General features: G+C 38.9%; 15 protein-coding genes. 3 read left to right on the forward strand and 12 right to left on the reverse strand.

Annotated features, from left to right (window positions below):
- Positions 1 to 73: 73 nt before the first annotated feature.
- Positions 74 to 1357 carry an ISL3 family transposase gene (locus tag ACLHK8_RS03325; protein ID WP_010620868.1) on the forward strand — a complete coding sequence of 428 codons (1284 nt, stop codon included), beginning with the start codon at positions 74 to 76 and terminating at the stop codon, positions 1355 to 1357.
- A gap of 109 nt (positions 1358 to 1466) precedes the next feature.
- On the opposite strand, the gene ptsP is transcribed toward ACLHK8_RS03325, so the two are convergent.
- The 3 genes from ptsP to ACLHK8_RS03340 form a co-directional block, all read right to left on the reverse strand.
- Complete coding sequence (gene ptsP, locus ACLHK8_RS03330; protein ID WP_434520391.1) at positions 1467 to 3188, reverse strand: phosphoenolpyruvate--protein phosphotransferase; 1722 nt, start codon at positions 3186 to 3188, stop codon at positions 1467 to 1469.
- Positions 3188 to 3454 carry a phosphocarrier protein HPr gene (locus ACLHK8_RS03335; RefSeq protein ID WP_057774159.1) on the reverse strand — a complete coding sequence of 89 codons (267 nt, stop codon included), beginning with the start codon at positions 3452 to 3454 and terminating at the stop codon, positions 3188 to 3190. Before ACLHK8_RS03335 ends, ptsP begins: the two co-directional genes overlap by 1 nt.
- Before the next feature lie 163 nt (positions 3455 to 3617).
- Entirely contained in the window at positions 3618 to 3815 is a 198-nt protein-coding gene (locus ACLHK8_RS03340; protein ID WP_057774161.1) for a hypothetical protein, read from the reverse strand.
- Between the two features lie 249 nt (positions 3816 to 4064).
- Here ACLHK8_RS03340 and ACLHK8_RS03345 point away from each other — a divergent pair, with 249 nt between their 5' ends.
- Positions 4065 to 6302, forward strand: a complete 2238-nt coding sequence (locus tag ACLHK8_RS03345) for an ATP-dependent Clp protease ATP-binding subunit (RefSeq protein ID WP_063696971.1) — start codon at positions 4065 to 4067, stop codon at positions 6300 to 6302.
- A gap of 101 nt (positions 6303 to 6403) precedes the next feature.
- On the opposite strand, the gene ACLHK8_RS03350 is transcribed toward ACLHK8_RS03345, so the two are convergent.
- The 7 genes from ACLHK8_RS03350 to recX form a co-directional block, all read right to left on the reverse strand.
- Positions 6404 to 8560, reverse strand: coding sequence for an LTA synthase family protein (locus tag ACLHK8_RS03350; RefSeq protein ID WP_063696969.1), 2157 nt, complete (start codon positions 8558 to 8560; stop codon positions 6404 to 6406).
- 210 nt (positions 8561 to 8770) lie between these two features.
- Entirely contained in the window at positions 8771 to 10348 is a 1578-nt protein-coding gene (locus ACLHK8_RS03355) for a peptide chain release factor 3 (protein ID WP_063696966.1), read from the reverse strand.
- 187 nt (positions 10349 to 10535) lie between these two features.
- On the reverse strand, positions 10536 to 10946 hold the full coding sequence (gene tagD / locus ACLHK8_RS03360; protein WP_057774169.1) for a glycerol-3-phosphate cytidylyltransferase: 411 nt from the start codon (positions 10944 to 10946) through the stop codon (positions 10536 to 10538).
- Positions 10947 to 11070: 124 nt separating this feature from the next.
- Complete coding sequence (locus ACLHK8_RS03365; RefSeq protein WP_057774171.1) at positions 11071 to 12177, reverse strand: AI-2E family transporter; 1107 nt, start codon at positions 12175 to 12177, stop codon at positions 11071 to 11073.
- Positions 12178 to 12418: 241 nt separating this feature from the next.
- Positions 12419 to 12976 carry a DUF402 domain-containing protein gene (locus ACLHK8_RS03370; RefSeq protein WP_063696980.1) on the reverse strand — a complete coding sequence of 186 codons (558 nt, stop codon included), beginning with the start codon at positions 12974 to 12976 and terminating at the stop codon, positions 12419 to 12421.
- 142 nt (positions 12977 to 13118) lie between these two features.
- On the reverse strand, positions 13119 to 14318 hold the full coding sequence (locus tag ACLHK8_RS03375) for a serine hydrolase domain-containing protein (RefSeq protein ID WP_063696964.1): 1200 nt from the start codon (positions 14316 to 14318) through the stop codon (positions 13119 to 13121).
- A gap of 20 nt (positions 14319 to 14338) precedes the next feature.
- Positions 14339 to 15160 (reverse strand): recombination regulator RecX, encoded by an 822-nt coding sequence (gene recX / locus ACLHK8_RS03380; protein WP_057774175.1) that lies wholly within the window; start codon positions 15158 to 15160, stop codon positions 14339 to 14341.
- A 148-nt stretch (positions 15161 to 15308) separates the two neighbouring features.
- Here recX and ACLHK8_RS03385 point away from each other — a divergent pair, with 148 nt between their 5' ends.
- Entirely contained in the window at positions 15309 to 15770 is a 462-nt protein-coding gene (locus ACLHK8_RS03385) for a flavodoxin (RefSeq protein ID WP_057774177.1), read from the forward strand.
- A gap of 29 nt (positions 15771 to 15799) precedes the next feature.
- Here the strand turns inward: ACLHK8_RS03385 and ACLHK8_RS03390 are convergent, their stop codons facing one another.
- Both ACLHK8_RS03390 and wecB read right to left on the reverse strand, forming a co-directional pair.
- On the reverse strand, positions 15800 to 16219 hold the full coding sequence (locus ACLHK8_RS03390; RefSeq protein WP_057774180.1) for a GtrA family protein: 420 nt from the start codon (positions 16217 to 16219) through the stop codon (positions 15800 to 15802).
- 6 nt (positions 16220 to 16225) lie between these two features.
- The gene (gene wecB / locus ACLHK8_RS03395) at positions 16226 to 17350 is read right to left on the reverse strand and encodes a non-hydrolyzing UDP-N-acetylglucosamine 2-epimerase (protein ID WP_063696962.1); all 1125 of its coding nucleotides are present in this window, start codon (positions 17348 to 17350) and stop codon (positions 16226 to 16228) included.
- Positions 17351 to 17461: the final 111 nt, after the last annotated feature.

Raw genomic sequence — 17461 nt, forward strand, 5'->3', positions numbered from 1 at the left:
AAAAAGAGGCCCACAGGTCCCCACACACAAAAAAATCCACCCACTACAGCATCATCAAAGGATGTGAGAAACCATGAACCCTATAGATAATAATATAAAATTTTCACTCAGTATTAAAGACCCAAATGTTATTTTTTTCAGTTATAAGCATCAATTCATAAAATCAAAACCTGCTAAAGTCTATGTTGCCAATGTAAAAGCCACTTATACAAGGTGTCCTCAATGTGGTTTTGAAAACTTTAGTCATAACGGACACTATGTGTCACGCGTTTCATATCCGTCGGCCAACGCTAGTGAGCCCGTCTATCTTGAACTTCATAAAGAACGATTAATCTGTAAAAATTGTGGAAACTCGGTAATGGCAACAACAGACCTCGTCAATAAGTATTGTAATATTTCCAAAGCTACCAGACAAAAAATATTCATGCATCTTCAGGATGATCGTACTCAGACTAGTATTGCTTTAGACAATAGTGTTTCTCCCAGTACCGTTTGTCGCTATTTAGACAACTATGATGATCTATTTCGGAGAAATTATCATTCTTTACCTGAGCACTTATCTATGGATGAATTTCGTGGTGTTGGCGGCGATTTCCACTTTCTTTGTATTAACGGTGATGGTGATCATGAAATTCAACAGATCCTACCGGATCGCTTTAAACAAACTATTATTGATTACTTTAATAAGTTTGACAGCACCGCTAGAAAGCAAGTAAAGACAGTTTCTCTGGACCTTAATAGTTACTATCAAGATATCGCCAGATTGGTATTTCCAAATGCCAAAATAATTGTCGATCGTTTTCATATTGTTGCGATGATGACTAGATCTTTTAACCAAAGTCGCGTTCAAATTATGAAAGAATACAAGAAACAATCCAAGGAATATCGGATGCTTAAATTCTCCTGGAAACTTTATTTAAAACACTTCGATGAGCTTGAGATTAAAAAAACATTTTTCGATCGACACCTTAGGAAACAAGTAACTCAACTCGAAAGAGTTCAGTTAGGTCTAGATGTTGATGAAAGACTGTTAAATACTTATAACGCCATGCAAGGCATTATGATATGTCTTAAAAATCACGACAAAGATGGTCTTGTTCAATATTTATATAACAACGATAAGCTTAGCTCGCAAATGAAAGATGTTTTAACCACATTTAAAAAGAATCTTGAAATAGTCCTCAATGCCAGTGAATCAAAGTATTCTAATGGTCCAATTGAAGGGATCAATAGAATGATTAAGCAAATTCAAAGAACTGCCTTCGGTTTCCGAAATTATCACCACTTAGTTTCAAGAGTTAAATTACAACAAATGAGAACCAAACCAAACAAAAAGACACTGTTAGAAGTTGCATAACTTCTAACAGTGTCCCAAATTCATCTATCAACAGGATTTGACAAAGAGCCGCAAAAAATCTCTCAGGATATGTATCATCCTAAGAGATTTTAAGTAAAATTAATTTCAGTTATTTAACTGCATCATTAACGAGTTTGATAACATCGTCGTTAGTTTCTGCTTCAGTAACTGCTTTATCAGCTAACTTCTTCATTTCTTTGGTGTCTAAGCGTTTCATCAATGAACGAGTCTTCAAAACTGAAGTTGCACTCATTGAGAATTCATCCAAACCAAGACCCATTAAAATTGGAACAGCTGTTTGATCTCCAGCCATTTCACCACACATACCAGTCCATTTACCTTCTGCATGAGAAGCATCAATTGTACGTTTGATTAAACGTAACAATGATGGATTATATGGTTGATATAGGTATGAAACTTTTTCGTTACCACGATCAGCAGCAAATGAATACTGAATCAAATCGTTGGTACCAATACTGAAGAAGTCAACATACTTAGCTAACTTATCTGCAATAATTGCAGCAGCTGGGATTTCCATCATCATACCAACTTGGATTTCATCACCGATCTTAGTACCAGCTTTAACCATCTTTTGTTTTTCATCTTCAAAGATAGCTTTAGCTTTCTTAAATTCAGCAACGGTTGCGATCATTGGGAACATGATAGCAAGCTTTCCGTATGCAGAAGCCCGCAATAATGCGCGTAACTGGGTACGGAACAAGTCTGTACGATCAAGACTGATCCGAATTGCTCGGTAGCCCAAGAACGGGTTCATTTCTTCTGGAAGTGGCAAGTATGGTAACTGCTTGTCTCCACCAATATCCATTGTCCGAACAACAACCTGTTTGCCCTTCATGCCTTCAACAACGGCTTTGTATGCCTTAAACTGATCATCTTCACTTGGAAGCTCACTGGCATCCATGTATAAGAATTCAGAACGGAACAAGCCGACTACTTCAGCACCATTATCGACAACTCCCTTAATATCATCTGGAGTACCAATATTAGCTGCTAAATCAAAGTGAACGCCATCTTTTGACAAAGTCTTTTCGTCACGAAGTTTGTACCATTCAGCTTTTTGTGCCAAGAATCCTTTTTGCATAAGTTCATACTTAGAAACTTGGTCAGCATCAGGTTCAACAATTGCGACACCGTGAATTCCGTCAATAACGACATTTTCTCCGGATTTAATTTCTGTTGTAGCTTTTTCACTACCAACAACTGCAGGAATTTCAAGTGTTCGAGACATAATTGCTGAATGCGAAGTTCTTCCACCAATATCAGTAATAAAGCCTTTGACATACTTGCGATCCAATTGTGCAGTATCACTTGGAGTCAAATCGTGCGCTACAATAACCACTTCAGAGTTAATCAGGGCTGGATTTGGTAATTCAACACCTAATAAATGACTCATTACACGTTTTGTGACGTCACGGATATCTCCGGCACGTTCTTGCATGTATTGGTTATCAGTCATAGCTTCAAATGTTTCAATAAAGCCATCTGTTACATCTTTTAATGCTTGTTCTGCATTTACAGAATCATTCTTGATCTTATCTTCAATATTCCCAATTAATTCAGGATCGGAGAGAATCGTAATATGTGCTTCAAAAACCTCGGCTTCATCCTCTCCAAGATTCTCAGAAGCCTTACTTTTGATTAACTCTAATTCTGATTTAGATGCGTCCAAAGCGGCATTAAGTCGTTTGATTTCAGCATCTGGATCATCAATTGTTTTCTTATCAAATGACAGATCAGGGTCGACAAGCATGTAAGCTTTCGCAATTGCAACACCATCACTGGCAGCAATTCCCTTCAATTCTTTTGTCATTAGTCAGAAAGTCCTTCCTTTTTCATTGTATCTGCGAGTGCTTCAATTGCTTCTTTTTCGTCGTCGCCATCGGCAGAAACTGTTACATCAGCATTCTGGCCAACACCTAATGACATTACACCCATAATAGACTTCAAATTAACTGATTTGTCTTTGTAAGTTAACTTAACGTCTGCGTTAAATTTGCTAGCTGCCTGTACTAATAAAGTAGCTGGACGAGCATGAATACCTGTTTCTGCAATAATATGAAAGTCGCGTGTTTCCATTATAAATCGATCTCCTTTAATATATATATAATTTGGTAAGGGCTTTCTTTTAATAGTAAAAAATAAATAACCATTTATTCTACTAACAAATAATCAGCCTTTCCCATTGATTTTAGCAATTTCTCTAAATTATTACAAGCCCTTTCACGAAATTAAAAGAAAATTAAGATTTACCGTTTTCATCACTTTCAAAATGGTAAACCACTTTTCCGTTTCTCTGAGCTTGACCAATAATTCTTTTTCGTTGTTCATACTTCATATAAATAGGTTGAAAATCGGGAAACTCATCCGATTCAACTATTAATTCCTTGATGCTTCCCTGACGCAGCTGCTCTAATAAATTTGAAAAGTCGCGTGCCATTTAATCACCTACCCTTTTTTGGATAATTTTAGTTTAGTTGATTTCATAAAAAAGTTCAAACATTGGCACTCTAATTATGAAAGTGCTAATATAGCTTTGTGACCAGCGCATTGGCTGATTATCCGATTCTAGCAGGCTAAATTTTAGAAAACAAATTGCTTGCACAAATTAGTATGCGAGGTATAATGTGTTCATGGTCAAAGTTGGTCAAACTTTTTAAGCTTTGATTTTTCGAAAGGAGACGGCAAGATGCTTTGTCAAAATTGTCATAAAAATGAAGCAACGATTCATCTGCACGTTAATGTGAATGGACAACAGCGGCAGATTGATCTTTGTCAAAATTGCTATCAACTTCTAAAACAACAAGAAGGCAATAATTTTGGAAATGGAGGTGCTACGAATATGGCACAAGACCCATTTGGATTTGGAAATCTAGACGACATTTTCCGTGCTATGCAAAATGGTAACGTTGAAAATGCGCAAAACTTTAGTCAACAGGTTCCCCCTACTCAACCTAGTGGCCCCACTGATAATAATGGTGGTCGCCAAAATGGCCAAGGTGGTCTGTTAGCTCAGTACGGCTTAAATCTGACTGATCTAGCAAAACAAGGGAAAATTGATCCTGTTATTGGACGCGATACAGAAATTTCAAGGGTTATTGAAATACTGAACCGTCGTACCAAAAACAATCCAGTTTTAATTGGTGAAGCCGGTGTTGGTAAAACAGCAGTTGTTGAGGGCCTAGCTGAAAAGATTGTGGCTGGTGATGTTCCTCAAAAATTGATTAACAAACAAATTATTCGTTTAGACGTTGTTTCACTTGTTCAAGGAACTGGAATTAGAGGACAGTTTGAACAACGGATGCAACAACTTATGAAAGAAGTTCAAAAGAATAAGGACGCCATCGTCTTTATTGATGAAATTCATGAAATTGTTGGTGCTGGTAACGCTGAAGGTGGCATGGACGCAGGTAACGTTTTGAAACCCGCTCTTGCCCGTGGCGATTTCCAACTTGTTGGTGCAACAACTTTAAATGAATACCGTGATATTGAAAAAGATGCTGCTCTTGCCCGTCGTTTGCAACCTGTTCAAGTCGACGAACCTAGTGTGGAAGCTTCCATCAAGATTTTAAAGGGTATTCAAAAGAAATACGAAGATTATCACCATGTTCACTACACAGATAAAGCAATTGAGGCGGCAGCCAAATTGTCAAAACGCTACATTCAGGATCGTTTCTTACCTGATAAGGCAATCGACCTGCTTGATGAAACAGGTTCTAAGAAAAATTTGACAATTAATACGGTTGATCCAAATACTATTCAGCAAAAGATTGATAATGCCGAAAAATACAAGCAAGATGCAACTAAAGCTGAAGATTATGAAAAAGCCGCTTATTATCGTGACCAAATCAATAAATTAGAAAAAACCAAGTCTGGTGCAGCTAACCAAAACGAAATTCCTACTGTAACCGATAAAGATATGGAACAAATTATTGAAGAAAAAACTAGTATCCCGGTTGGTGAACTCCAAAAACGGGAACAAGAGCAGCTTCAAAACCTTGGTAAAGATTTGAACTCCAAAGTTATTGGTCAAAGCGAAGCCGTGAACAAAATTGCTCGAGCAATTCGGCGAAATCGAATTGGGCTAAATGGCACTGGCCGACCAATTGGGTCTTTCTTATTCGTTGGTCCTACCGGAGTTGGTAAAACTGAATTAGCTAAACAATTAGCTAATGAGCTCTTTGGCTCTGAGGATTCAATGATCCGCTTTGACATGAGTGAGTACATGGAACCACATTCAATTTCTAAATTGATTGGTTCCCCTCCTGGCTATGTTGGCTACGAAGAGGCTGGTCAGTTGACCGAACAGGTTCGTCGTCACCCATACAGCTTGATCTTACTTGATGAAGTTGAAAAAGCTCATCCAGATGTCATGCATATGTTCCTTCAAATTCTTGATGATGGCCGTTTGACCGATTCACAAGGTCGCACCGTCAGTTTTAAAGACACGATTATTATCATGACTTCCAACGCCGGAACTGGTGATGTTGAAGCTGATGTCGGATTTGGTGCTGCAGCTAAGGGTGAAACGCATTCCGTTTTGAACAAGTTAGGTAATTACTTCAAACCAGAATTTTTAAACCGGTTTGATGACATTGTCGAATTCAATTCACTCACTAAGGAAACCTTAATGAAGATTGTTGACTTAATGATTGGTGATGTTAATAAAATGTTGGCCGTTCAAGGCTTACATGTGCATGTGACAGAACCAGTTGAAGAGAAGCTAGTCGAATTAGGTTATGATCCAAAAATGGGTGCTCGTCCTTTGCGACGTGTCATTCAAGAGCAAATTGAAGATCGCATTGCGGATTACTATCTTGATCATGCGGATGCAAAAAATCTTGTGGCAAAAATTGCCGATGGTGAGATTACCTTATCCACTGAAGATCTCGCTCCCGCAAAAAAAGCATCATCTTCTAAATCTTAATAGTTAAGTTGTAAAAACCAAGTCCCTGGTGACTTGGTTTTTTTGTATCCAAAAAGGAGCCCATATCTGGTTTTATAAACAATGATATAAGCTCCTTTAATTTACTTTGATGAAGATGACGATGAAGCTGATGAACTCGAGCTAGAGCCTGAACTGGAACTGCTGCTATCATCACTACTGCTACTTGAACTTTCACTCTTTAATTCGGGTGCGTCAGTTTTGTAGAGATCCTCCGTTGATTTTCCGTCATTTTCTTTTAATAAACTGGTTGGTGTCTTCGTCTGCGCTTCACTTAATTCTTTCAATGCCGCCGATTTTTTATAATTAAAATCTGATTTGTCGACTTTTTTAAACCAGCTTTGTTTTGAGAATCGGAGTAAATCACCGTTAATAACGGAATCGGATAACGATAATTCCTGATTGACATACTTTTGAATTTTAGCGACTTCTTTTTTCTCAGTATCCGTTTCATCTGTAATCTGTTGTCCCGTCTTAGTCAGATACAGATCGCCCCCATACTTAGTGTACTTCGGCGAAACAAAGTCTCCATCCCTAAAGGAAACAATTTGATTACGATCCTTTGAAAGGAGATCTTGACCAAACTGAATGGCCCCAGAAACATTAATTCCCATCAGGTTTTCTAACGTTGGCATAACATCTATCTCACCACCATAGGTATGATTGATGCCACCCTTTAGTCCGTCCATGTGAATCATGAAAGGCACTTTCTGGAACATAGCCAAGTTGTAATTATCAATTTGTTTTAGGCCTAAAATTTTCGCAATAGCTGCTTTATGGTTATTTGAAATTCCGTAATGATCACCATAGAGAACTAGCATACTCTTCTTATCCAACCCAGATTTCTTCAGATAACTTAAGAGTTCGCCAATTGATTGGTCCAAATAATGCGCAGTTTGCACATAAGGATCAACCGTTGGATCACCGGTATCCCAAGCCTTTATAGAAGCATCCTTCTTGGCAATCAAGTAAGGATAATGGTTTGAAACAGTGATGAGCTTGGCATAAAACGGTTGAGGTAACTGCTGAATATACTTAACAGTATCTTTCAAGAAGAGTTTATCCTTCATCCCGTAACCACTGACATATCCAGGTTTGATCTTGTAATATTCCTTACTAAAGAAATATTGGTAACCAAAAGACTTATAGGCATTATCACGATTCCAGAAACTTGGAACGTCCCCATGGAATGAAGCCGTCGAGTAGCCATTTTGATCTAAAATAGCTGGCATACTCTGGAGCGTATTGCTTGTCCCATCCATAACCATTGCTGATCCTTCTGCTAAACCAAATAGTGAGTTTTCAAGCATCATTTCAGCATCGGCCGTTTTCCCCTGGCCGACTTGATTAAAGAAATTATCAAAACTAAGCGTATCGTCTTCGTGATATAACTTATTTAAGTTCGGCGTAATTTCTTGGCCATCCCACTTTTTATCAATCACAAATTGTTGCAAACTTTCCAAATGAATGACAAAGACATTTTTTCCCTTTGCGACCCCTTTGTACTGGATGTTAGACGAAATATGATTATCTTTTAAGAATTTTTGAACCGGCTTCAATTGATTGTTTGAAGCTTTCGATTTCTGTTCACTATTTTGATACGTCTTAATTGCATCATACGCTGTGTACGTTTGGAGACCTAAATACTTAACGATGTAATTATTATCAAAAGTTCGCGTTAAAAGCCCGGAACGATTGCTATATGCCATTCCCAAGTTTACGCCAAACACCCCAACAGATAAGATGGTGGTGGCTACTGCGTATCGAAATTTAAATGGTGTGGTATCAATTTTAATGAATCGAATCAGTAACAATAGAATCAAAAAGGCAACATCTATGAACACCAAAAAATCAGTGCCACGCATGATTCCCATTAAACTTTTCCCGAGGTTATCTGAAGTGGCTCCAGATCCCTTAATCAGATTAAAAGTAATGAAATCTGAAAATTCCCGATAGTATAAAATGTTAGAAAATAACCAAGTCGACAAAATCGCGTCAACTAAAATCATCCACCAATAAGCCCATCGACCTCGAAAATATAATCCAATCCCGAACAGCAACAGCGCCGTCGCAATTGGTGAAATCGCTAAAATTAATTCTTGCATATTGCCTTTGACACCCAAACTGAATTTAGTTTGGTAAGCCATGTAGGATTTAATGCAAAATAGAATAACGGCGAACAAGAAAAATCCAAACCGTGTATTTAATCCACGGCGAATTTTATGCCACGCTTGACTCATAGTTGACCCTCCATTGCACATTCACAATTTTAAATTTAAACGCTAAATAGCATTCATAAACTAAATAAGTATAACTGAAAATCCGTTTTTTTAATAGTCTTATCCCGGGTATCCTTAGAGATTTTAAGGAACTTTAACCATTGTTAGTTAAATAAAAGAGGACAATCTCAACTAAAAAATTGAGTTTGTCCCCCCCCTGTTTACGTAATTTTATAGCTTGGCTGTTAATTTAACTTCCGGATATTTGCCTTTAAACCAGCGTTCTGCGAATTCATTTTCAAATAAGAACAGTGGCTTGTCAGCACGATCCTTCACCAATAAGTTTCGTGAAGATGACATCTTTTCATCTAATTGATCAGACTCAATCCAGCGCGCAATCTTTTTACCCATTGGCTCCATCACGACTTCAGAATGATATTCATTTAACATCCGGAATTGGAAGACTTCGAATTGAAGTTGGCCAACCGCACCTAAAATATAATCACCCGTATTGTAATTTGTGTACAGCTGAACTGCTCCTTCTTGCACCAGTTGTTGAATTCCTTTATGGAATGATTTTTGTTTCATCACATTTTTAGCAGCAACGTGCACAAATAGTTCTGGCGTAAATTGAGGAAGCTTTTCAAACTGAACATCATGCTTCCCGGCATAAATGGTATCACCAATCTGGAAATTTCCCGTATCATATAAGCCAACGATATCACCAGCCACCGCCTTTTCAACCGTATGCCGGGAGTCCGCCATAAATTGGGTGGAGTTTGACAAACGAAGAACTTTTCCCGTTCGCTGCAACGTCACATCCATTCCGCGGTCAAACTCACCCGAACAAATTCGTACAAAGGCAATGCGATCCCGGTGGTTAGGATTCATATTAGCCTGAATCTTAAAGATAAATCCAGAAAACTCTGAATCATTTGGTTTAATAACTTCACCAGCGCGATCTTCGTGTGCAGCAGGTGCTGGTGCGTATTTCAAATAAATATCAAGGAAAGTTTTAACGCCAAAATTAGCTAAAGCCGAACCGAAGAAAACGGGGGTTAAATCTCCCGAGGCAATCTGGTCTTCATCAAATTCATTTCCGGCTTCACTCAATAATTCCATGTCACCTAGCGCGTCTTGATAAGTACTATCTTCTGTTAAAGGATGATCACTTGATAATTTACCGTCTTTATCCAAAGGCAAATATTGATTACCATCTGCATCTTTGCGATATAAAACGATTCTCTCATTGTAACGATCGTATAATCCTTGGAGACCCTTACCCATCCCGATTGGCCAGTTCATTGGGTAAGCATTGATTCCCAAAACTTCTTCAAGTTCATTGACCAAATCTAAAGGTTCGCGACCATCACGATCCAATTTATTCATAAAAGTAAAAATGGGGATTCCCCGCATTTTACAAATTTGGAATAATTTCTTAGTTTGGGGCTCAATTCCTTTTGCAGAATCAATAACCATCACGGCAGAATCCACCGCCATCAGTGTTCGATACGTATCTTCAGAGAAATCCTCATGTCCAGGGGTATCCAAAATGTTAATTCGTTTGTCACCGTAATCAAATTGCATAACCGAACTTGTAACCGAAATGCCCCGCTTCTTTTCGATTTCCATCCAATCAGACTTGGCAAAACTACCTGATTTACGAGCCTTTACCGTTCCAGCCTCGCGCACAACGCCACCAAACAATAATAACTGTTCCGTGATCGTTGTTTTACCAGCATCCGGGTGAGAAATAATGGCAAATGTTCGCCGTTTGGCAACTGCCTGATCTATTTTTGTTTCGCTCATAACTAATTTCCTACTTCCTAATTGCATTCACAATATAATTTACTACTTTTATCCGGATAATACATCCCAAATTAAGAATAACGTATTTTTTACAAAAAGTGCGCTGATTCGACTTCAATTTGGCTATTTTCTTACTAGTTTATAACTAATAAAAAAACTGAGGATTTGCCCCAGCTCCGTTTTATATTTATTTTTGTGGTTCGTCTTTACCGCCAAGACCCAAATCACGTTTGATCTTGGTAGTAGAAATGCCTTCTGTTCGGGGAAGATAGACAACTTCACAGTAGTCTTTTAAGAAATCAAACTTACCCTTCCAGTCATCCCCCATGACAAAGGTGTCAATATGACGTTCTTCAACATCCTTGATTTTTTGATCCCAACCTTTTTCAGGAATAACTTCATCCACATAACGGATAGCTTCCAAAATATACTTACGATCTTCATAGCTTGTGTAAGCTTTTTTGCCCTTTAAGGCGTTAAACTCATCCGTTGATACACACACTGTCAAATGGTCACCCAGTGCTTTAGCTCGCTTTAGCAAACGAATATGTCCCTTATGAATTAGATCAAAAGTGCCATAAGTAATTACCTTTTTCAATGTTCATTCTCCTAAGAATAATATTAAATACTTCATAATACTACCACATGTATAGCGCCCGATTCCAGTAAAATAGGAATTAATTAACAGGGATCCTCGTTGCTTTTGCTTGTTTAGTCCAGCCTCACTCGTCGCTATTCAAAATCCAAATGTGGTAAATAAACTCAACTAGGACTTTTACCACCGCATACGCAGGGATTGCTAAAATCATCCCTGGAATTCCGGCAATTTTACCAGCTGCTAACAATAAGATAATAATCGTAAGTGGGTGCACCTGTAAACTACGTCCAATAATATTGGGATAGATCAAGTTTCCATCTACTTGCTGGACAATCAAGACAACGACCACGACCCATACGACTTGCATGGTCGACTGGGTAAGAGCCACCAGTAAAGCTGGAAAGATTCCAATGTATGGGCCCACATACGGCACAATGTTGGCAATTCCGGCCACTACTCCGAGCAATAGCGCATACGGCTGCCCAATAATCATGTAGCCGATTGCCGTAAATGTTCCAACAAAAATACATTCCAAAACTTGACCAGAAATATAAGATGATAACGTTGCGCTCATTTTTTCAAATAAATCTTGGATGGTATCCGCATTTTTGGCAGGCAATAGCCGTTTGACAGTTGGCATGAGTTTCCAGCCATCTTTCAACATATAAAACAGCATAACCGGTACCGTAATAACGACGATGGTCACAGAGGTAACTGTTGAAATCAGGGTTCCAATGCTGCTTGTCATCGTGCCCAGAATTGATTCCGCATAGGTTCCAATTGAACTATTCATCTTTTTTATATACGGATCCAGATCAACATTTTTAATCCAATCCGAATGTTCAACAAAATGTTGGGACGTCTTTTGAAGGTTGCTGGCAATGGTTGGCAAGCTTTCAATCAGTTGGGCAATCTGGTTAACTAGTTTGGGAATCATCCAACCCAGGGCATATCCGATCACACCAAACAATAATACGAAGACGATCACAACAGCCCAAGTGTGGTTGATATGAAATTTTTTATACTTAATTTTTTGAATTAGTTTAACTAGTGGATTTAATAAATAAAACAAAAATCCCGATAAAATAATGGGCACAAACACGGTAGAAATGAAGGTTCCGATTGGTGCAAACAAAAAATTAATTTTTGTACATACGTAAATCAAGCTGGCCACAATTAATAACTCTAATGACCAAAATAAAAGCGGGGATTTTCTGATTTTATCAAACATAGCATGACTTCCTTCTAAATGTAATTAGCATTCTACAAGATCTTTCAGCTTACGTAGAAACGCCCCATTTTCATTATTTATGATAGTCCTATTATAAGCTACTCAGGTTCATTTGACTGCTTATTTTCCCAAAAATCTTTATACAGAAACTGGCAACATTCGAGAATCTCAAACATTGCCAGTTAGTTTTATGCAGAATTAAAAATCGGCTGACCGATCCAATTCATTATTACGACCAAAATTAACGCCGGTTATTACGATGAACAAGTTCCAGATAACGGCTATACCAAATATTAATAAACTCATCAGAAAACGGCCCCGCCCCTTGATCAATCCAATCTGTCAGTGTCAACACACTTGATTGAATGATCTGCTTAGTATCTTCTGGATAGTGCCATTGCTGACTAAAGCGCTCGTATTCGTCAACATCTAATAACTTTCGATCTCCATTCGGATAAACTTTTACATCCAAATCATAATCAATATACTTCAAGGCTTCCTCATCTAACACATACGGAGAAGCTAAATTACAATAATTTGAGACGCCGCCTCTACGAATCATGGTGACCACATTAAACCAATAATCTTTTCGAAAATAAACGATGGCTGGTTCACGCGTTACCCAGCGTCGGCCATCATCCTCAATGACTAATGTATGATCATTACAGCCAATAAACTCGTCATCACTATTTTTTAATACCATTGTATCTCGCCATGTACGATGCAAACTCCCATCATGTTTATAGCTTTTGATCGCAATATAGTCCCCCGCTCTGGGTTTCTTAGACTTGCGATTCATTGATAACACAGCTTTCCAATTCCGAAGGTTTTTAAAACTTAGAATTCCACTTGTCATTATATCAAAAAAGCCACCTCAACAAAAGAACGAGACTTGTTCACGGGTCGTCCGGTTTTGTCTAGATGGCTAAAATTAGTCTAATTTAATACATTCCTTGCATTAAATTTTGATAAATCTGAGCACACTGCTTTTTTAAAGCCGATTTTTTCAAATGATAATTACTCAACATCACGACCGCATTTTGCCCATCTCGGCTAATCATCACGCCACTTTCTTCTCCGTAACCAACGCCGTGACTCCAATAACTGGTCGGACTTTTGGAATAGAGGCCCCCGCCGTACTGGCAAATACCACTCGCCTCATGCAAAATAGCAGTATTTTGGGCGGTTAAAAAACGAGCCTGCAGGATTGCTTGGGTTACCTTGTAAAAATCCCCGGTACTCATGTACACATTTCCGGTTGCTAACTCGTTGTGCTGACTAGCGGCTAACTCGTGATAGGCATGCAAATAATTAATTGAATTATCCGTAATTGGTTGATTAAGATATGGCGTGGATAGCCGAAGTGCTCGGTCTGCCTGCATCACAAACCCCGTGTTGTGCAATTTTAATGGGGTAATAATGTGGTGGGTAAAGATGTGATAATAAGTTTGACCTGTTATTTTCTGCAAAATGCCCGCCAGCAACGTATAATTGATCGGCTGATAGGACCATTGATTATTTTTGGCCGCGACAAACTGCACATGGCGCGCCGCATAATCTGCGACTCCTTGACTAGAAAGGACTTGCTTGGATAATTGCTTAATTCGTAACCCCGTCTGCATATTCAGCATAGATCGAATTGTAATTTGTGAAGCCCCGGTAATTGCTGGATAAAATTCAGCGAGGTGATCGGTCAAACGCAAATTTCCGGCCTGAACTTGTTGCATAATCAACATTGCCGTCATTGATTTTTGCATCGACAGAATTTGATACTCTGAGTTAGCAGTATTTAAAGCTTTTTGCTGATAATTTGCATATCCATATCCTTGGTTATAAAATGGCTTGCCATTTTTAACGATTAACAGCGTGCCTACAAACCGATTTTTGCCCACAATCGGACTCAATAACCGTTTAAATTGACGGGTTTGTTGGGTTAGTCGGGGTGGTTGCACCACAATTTTTTGTGGTCGAAAAGTTTTCCCTCGTGGCTTATGGACCGGCACTTTATTCTTAGCCCGAAAGAAGTTTACAGGGTATCCAGCCTGCTGCATCCGATAACTCTGATACCCAATTTTCAAACCCCAAAATCCCAAGCCTAATAAAACCACAAGCAAAATAAACCGCCATAAATTCTTTTTCATATTGTGTAACTCCCCCCTGCTTAAATCTCTTCTGAATCTGTTTGCTGCTCTAATAAAACGTTAATCGCATCAATGCTGAATCCTTTCCCATATAAGGTTCGCTTGGTCCGCATTTTGCGTTGTGAAAAGACATAGCGCCGATTACGTCGCCAAACCTTGGCAAACTCCGCATTGAGCTTTTCATTTTCTAACTCAGGATCAGCTTCAAAATGAGTCTGTTCCAAAATCTGGGAGATCACATCCCCCGAGAAACCTTTTGTCATCAAACCTTGGCGAACTTTTTGTTTCATTTTCGTTAACGGTTCTCGCTGGTAATGGTGCGCAAGCTTTTTCGCAATTTCTATCCCATTTTGAACCTGATCTTCATCCGGATATTCGGCTAGTCCTTGATCAATGTCATTTTCCAAAACCCCTTTTTGACGGAGATTTCTTCGAATCACAATTGGCCCCTTGTCAGAAGTTCGTGCCATGGTGCGGACATAGCTTTCTGCATATTGCTCATCATCCACTAAGTTCAAGTCCCGTAATCTAACTAACGTCGCTTGAATGGTGGGTTCCGGAATTTCTTTTTCTTTTAATTTTTGTTCAATTTCATGTTCCGTTCGTAAATGACCGGATAAAAAAGCAAGAGCTTTGGAGTACGCTTTTGACACATCATCAGCGGCTAAAATCTCAGCACGGAGCTTTTTGTCGATTTCCATCCCTTTAAAAATCCGGAATTTAATCATTACATCTTCACTGATGGGAAACGCATAATGTTCGTCGATAAAAACGTTATAGCGCCCTTTTCGTTTTTGCGTGGTAATTTTAGTAATTTTAGGAAGTGACTCTTTTTCTGCCATTTCAGCCTCCTTGTCTCAGCAAAACATTCACTAAATTGTGTTTCTCTGCTATAATTCTTTAGGACTTATTAGGGTGAATCTTAAACCTAATTCAGAATTTTCGTATGATGACTACCACCATGTTTTAAAGAAAGTGAGGAACCACCACATGCCAACTGCAAAAGTTGTTTTTGCAACCATCACCGGTAACAATGAAGATTGTGCCGACATTATTACCGAAGCCTTAGAGGATTTGGGCGTCGAAGTGGACGAATCAGAAATCTCTCAAACGGATGCTGACGAATTTAAGAACTTTGATATTTGTGTTGTCGTGCCCTATACCTATGATGAAGGAGCCTTACCAGAAGAAGGGATGGACTTCTATGAAGAACTTCCCGAATTAGACCTAACTGGTAAAATCTTCGGCGTGGCTGGATCTGGCGACGTATTCTATGAAGAATTTTATTGTGTTGCCATTGATCAGTTTGCTGAAGCTTTCAAAAAAGCCAAAGCTACTCAAGGTGCCGAACCAGTAAAAATCAATTTAGCTCCCGAATCCGAAGAAGATTTAGATCAACTAGATGCTTTCGCCAAAAATCTAGTCGATAGTTACACAGCAAGTCAAAAGTAGAAAAAGATTGAAACTTATTTACCCCTGTTTCAATCTTTTTTTGTGTCCTGTTTGCGAAAAATAATCCATTTACTAAAGACATAATTTACGATCACCACAACGACATTATCAACTAACTTCATTAGAATCGCATTCTCACGCAACAGGGAAACCCCGATCCACATAATCACAACTTCCATAAAATAAGTTAATAAGCGGAAGAAGAAAAAGGATCCAAGCTCTCGCCAAAAAGCGCCCCACGTAGAGTAGTTTGAACTAAACACCCAAACTTTGTTGGTGAAAAACGCGACCAACACAGACGCAATCCACGCAATGGCCGTCCCAACCTGATAGTTCCAATTTGTGTACAGATCAAATAATGTAAATACCCCAATATTGACGACCGTTGTTAAGGCGCCAAATACCAAGTACAAAATGATGGCTTTATTTTTTGTTATAAATGCTTTCACTAGTCATTAACTCCGATTATCATTTAATTTTTTGGCCAAAAAATCCAAAATGTGGTTTGCAGCGTGACCGTCACCATAAGGATTCTTGGCAGTCGCCATTTTTTGATAGGCTTGCGAATCATCCAACAATGTTTCCATAGCTTCTTTTACAGTTACAGGATCGGTCCCAACTAACTTTAAGGTACCTGCCGTTACTCCTTCTGGACGCTCTGTTTCGTCCCGTAACACCAAAACTGGTTTGCCGAGCGACGGAGCCTCTTCTTGCACGCCACCAGAATCCGTCATAATAAAGTAACTGTGCGCAGATAAATTGTGGAAATCCACTACATCTAACGGGTCAATCAAGTGAATGCGACTGTCATTGCCCAAAATTTCATTGGCAACCTTTTGCACGGCCGGACTCAAATGAACGGGATAAATAACTTCTACATCAGCATGCGTATCAACGACTTGCTTGATGGCTTTAAAAACGCGTTTCATGGGTTCTCCCTGGTTCTCCCGACGATGCATCGTCAACAAAATTAACCGATGTCCGGGGGCAACCAAATCAAGCACCGCATGATGATAATCATCTTGAACAGTCTCTTTTAAGGCATCAATTGCCGTATTACCAGTTACCACAATGTGATCGGCAGCATGATTTTCTTTCAACAGATTCTGCTCACTTAACGTTGTGGGCGCAAAATAAAAATCTGCCAAAACGTCAGTTAACTGGCGATTCATTTCTTCTGGAAATGGTGAATACTTGTCCCAAGTCCGTAAGCCGGCTTCGACATGTCCCAGTGGCACCTGATTATAAAAGGCACTGATACTGGCGGCAAACGTGGTCGTTGTATCGCCATGAACCAAAATAACATCTGGTTTAACTTCTTGAATAATCGTATCTAATTTATTCAAAACGCGCCCGGTAATCTCACTTAGCGTTTGGTTAGGCTTCATGATGTTTAAATCATAATCCGGCTTAATCTTAAAAATATCGAGAACTTGATCCAACATTTCTCGATGTTGCGCTGTCACCACTGTAATGGGATCAAACTCGCTACTTCTCTTATTCATTTCCAAAATAATTGGAGCCATTTTGATCGCTTCTGGCCGGGTGCCAAAAATGGACATGACGCGTAATTTTTTCAAGGTAAGCCTCCGTATTTAACCATCTATTTTTGTTCTTTATAAATCAGTATAACGCGCCCACTCTTAATATTTAAGTCCTAAACTTATTTTTAGCATAGAATTAATCATCCT

This window comes from Pediococcus sp. M21F004, assembly GCF_051122535.1.
GTDB lineage: Bacteria > Bacillota > Bacilli > Lactobacillales > Lactobacillaceae > Pediococcus > Pediococcus inopinatus.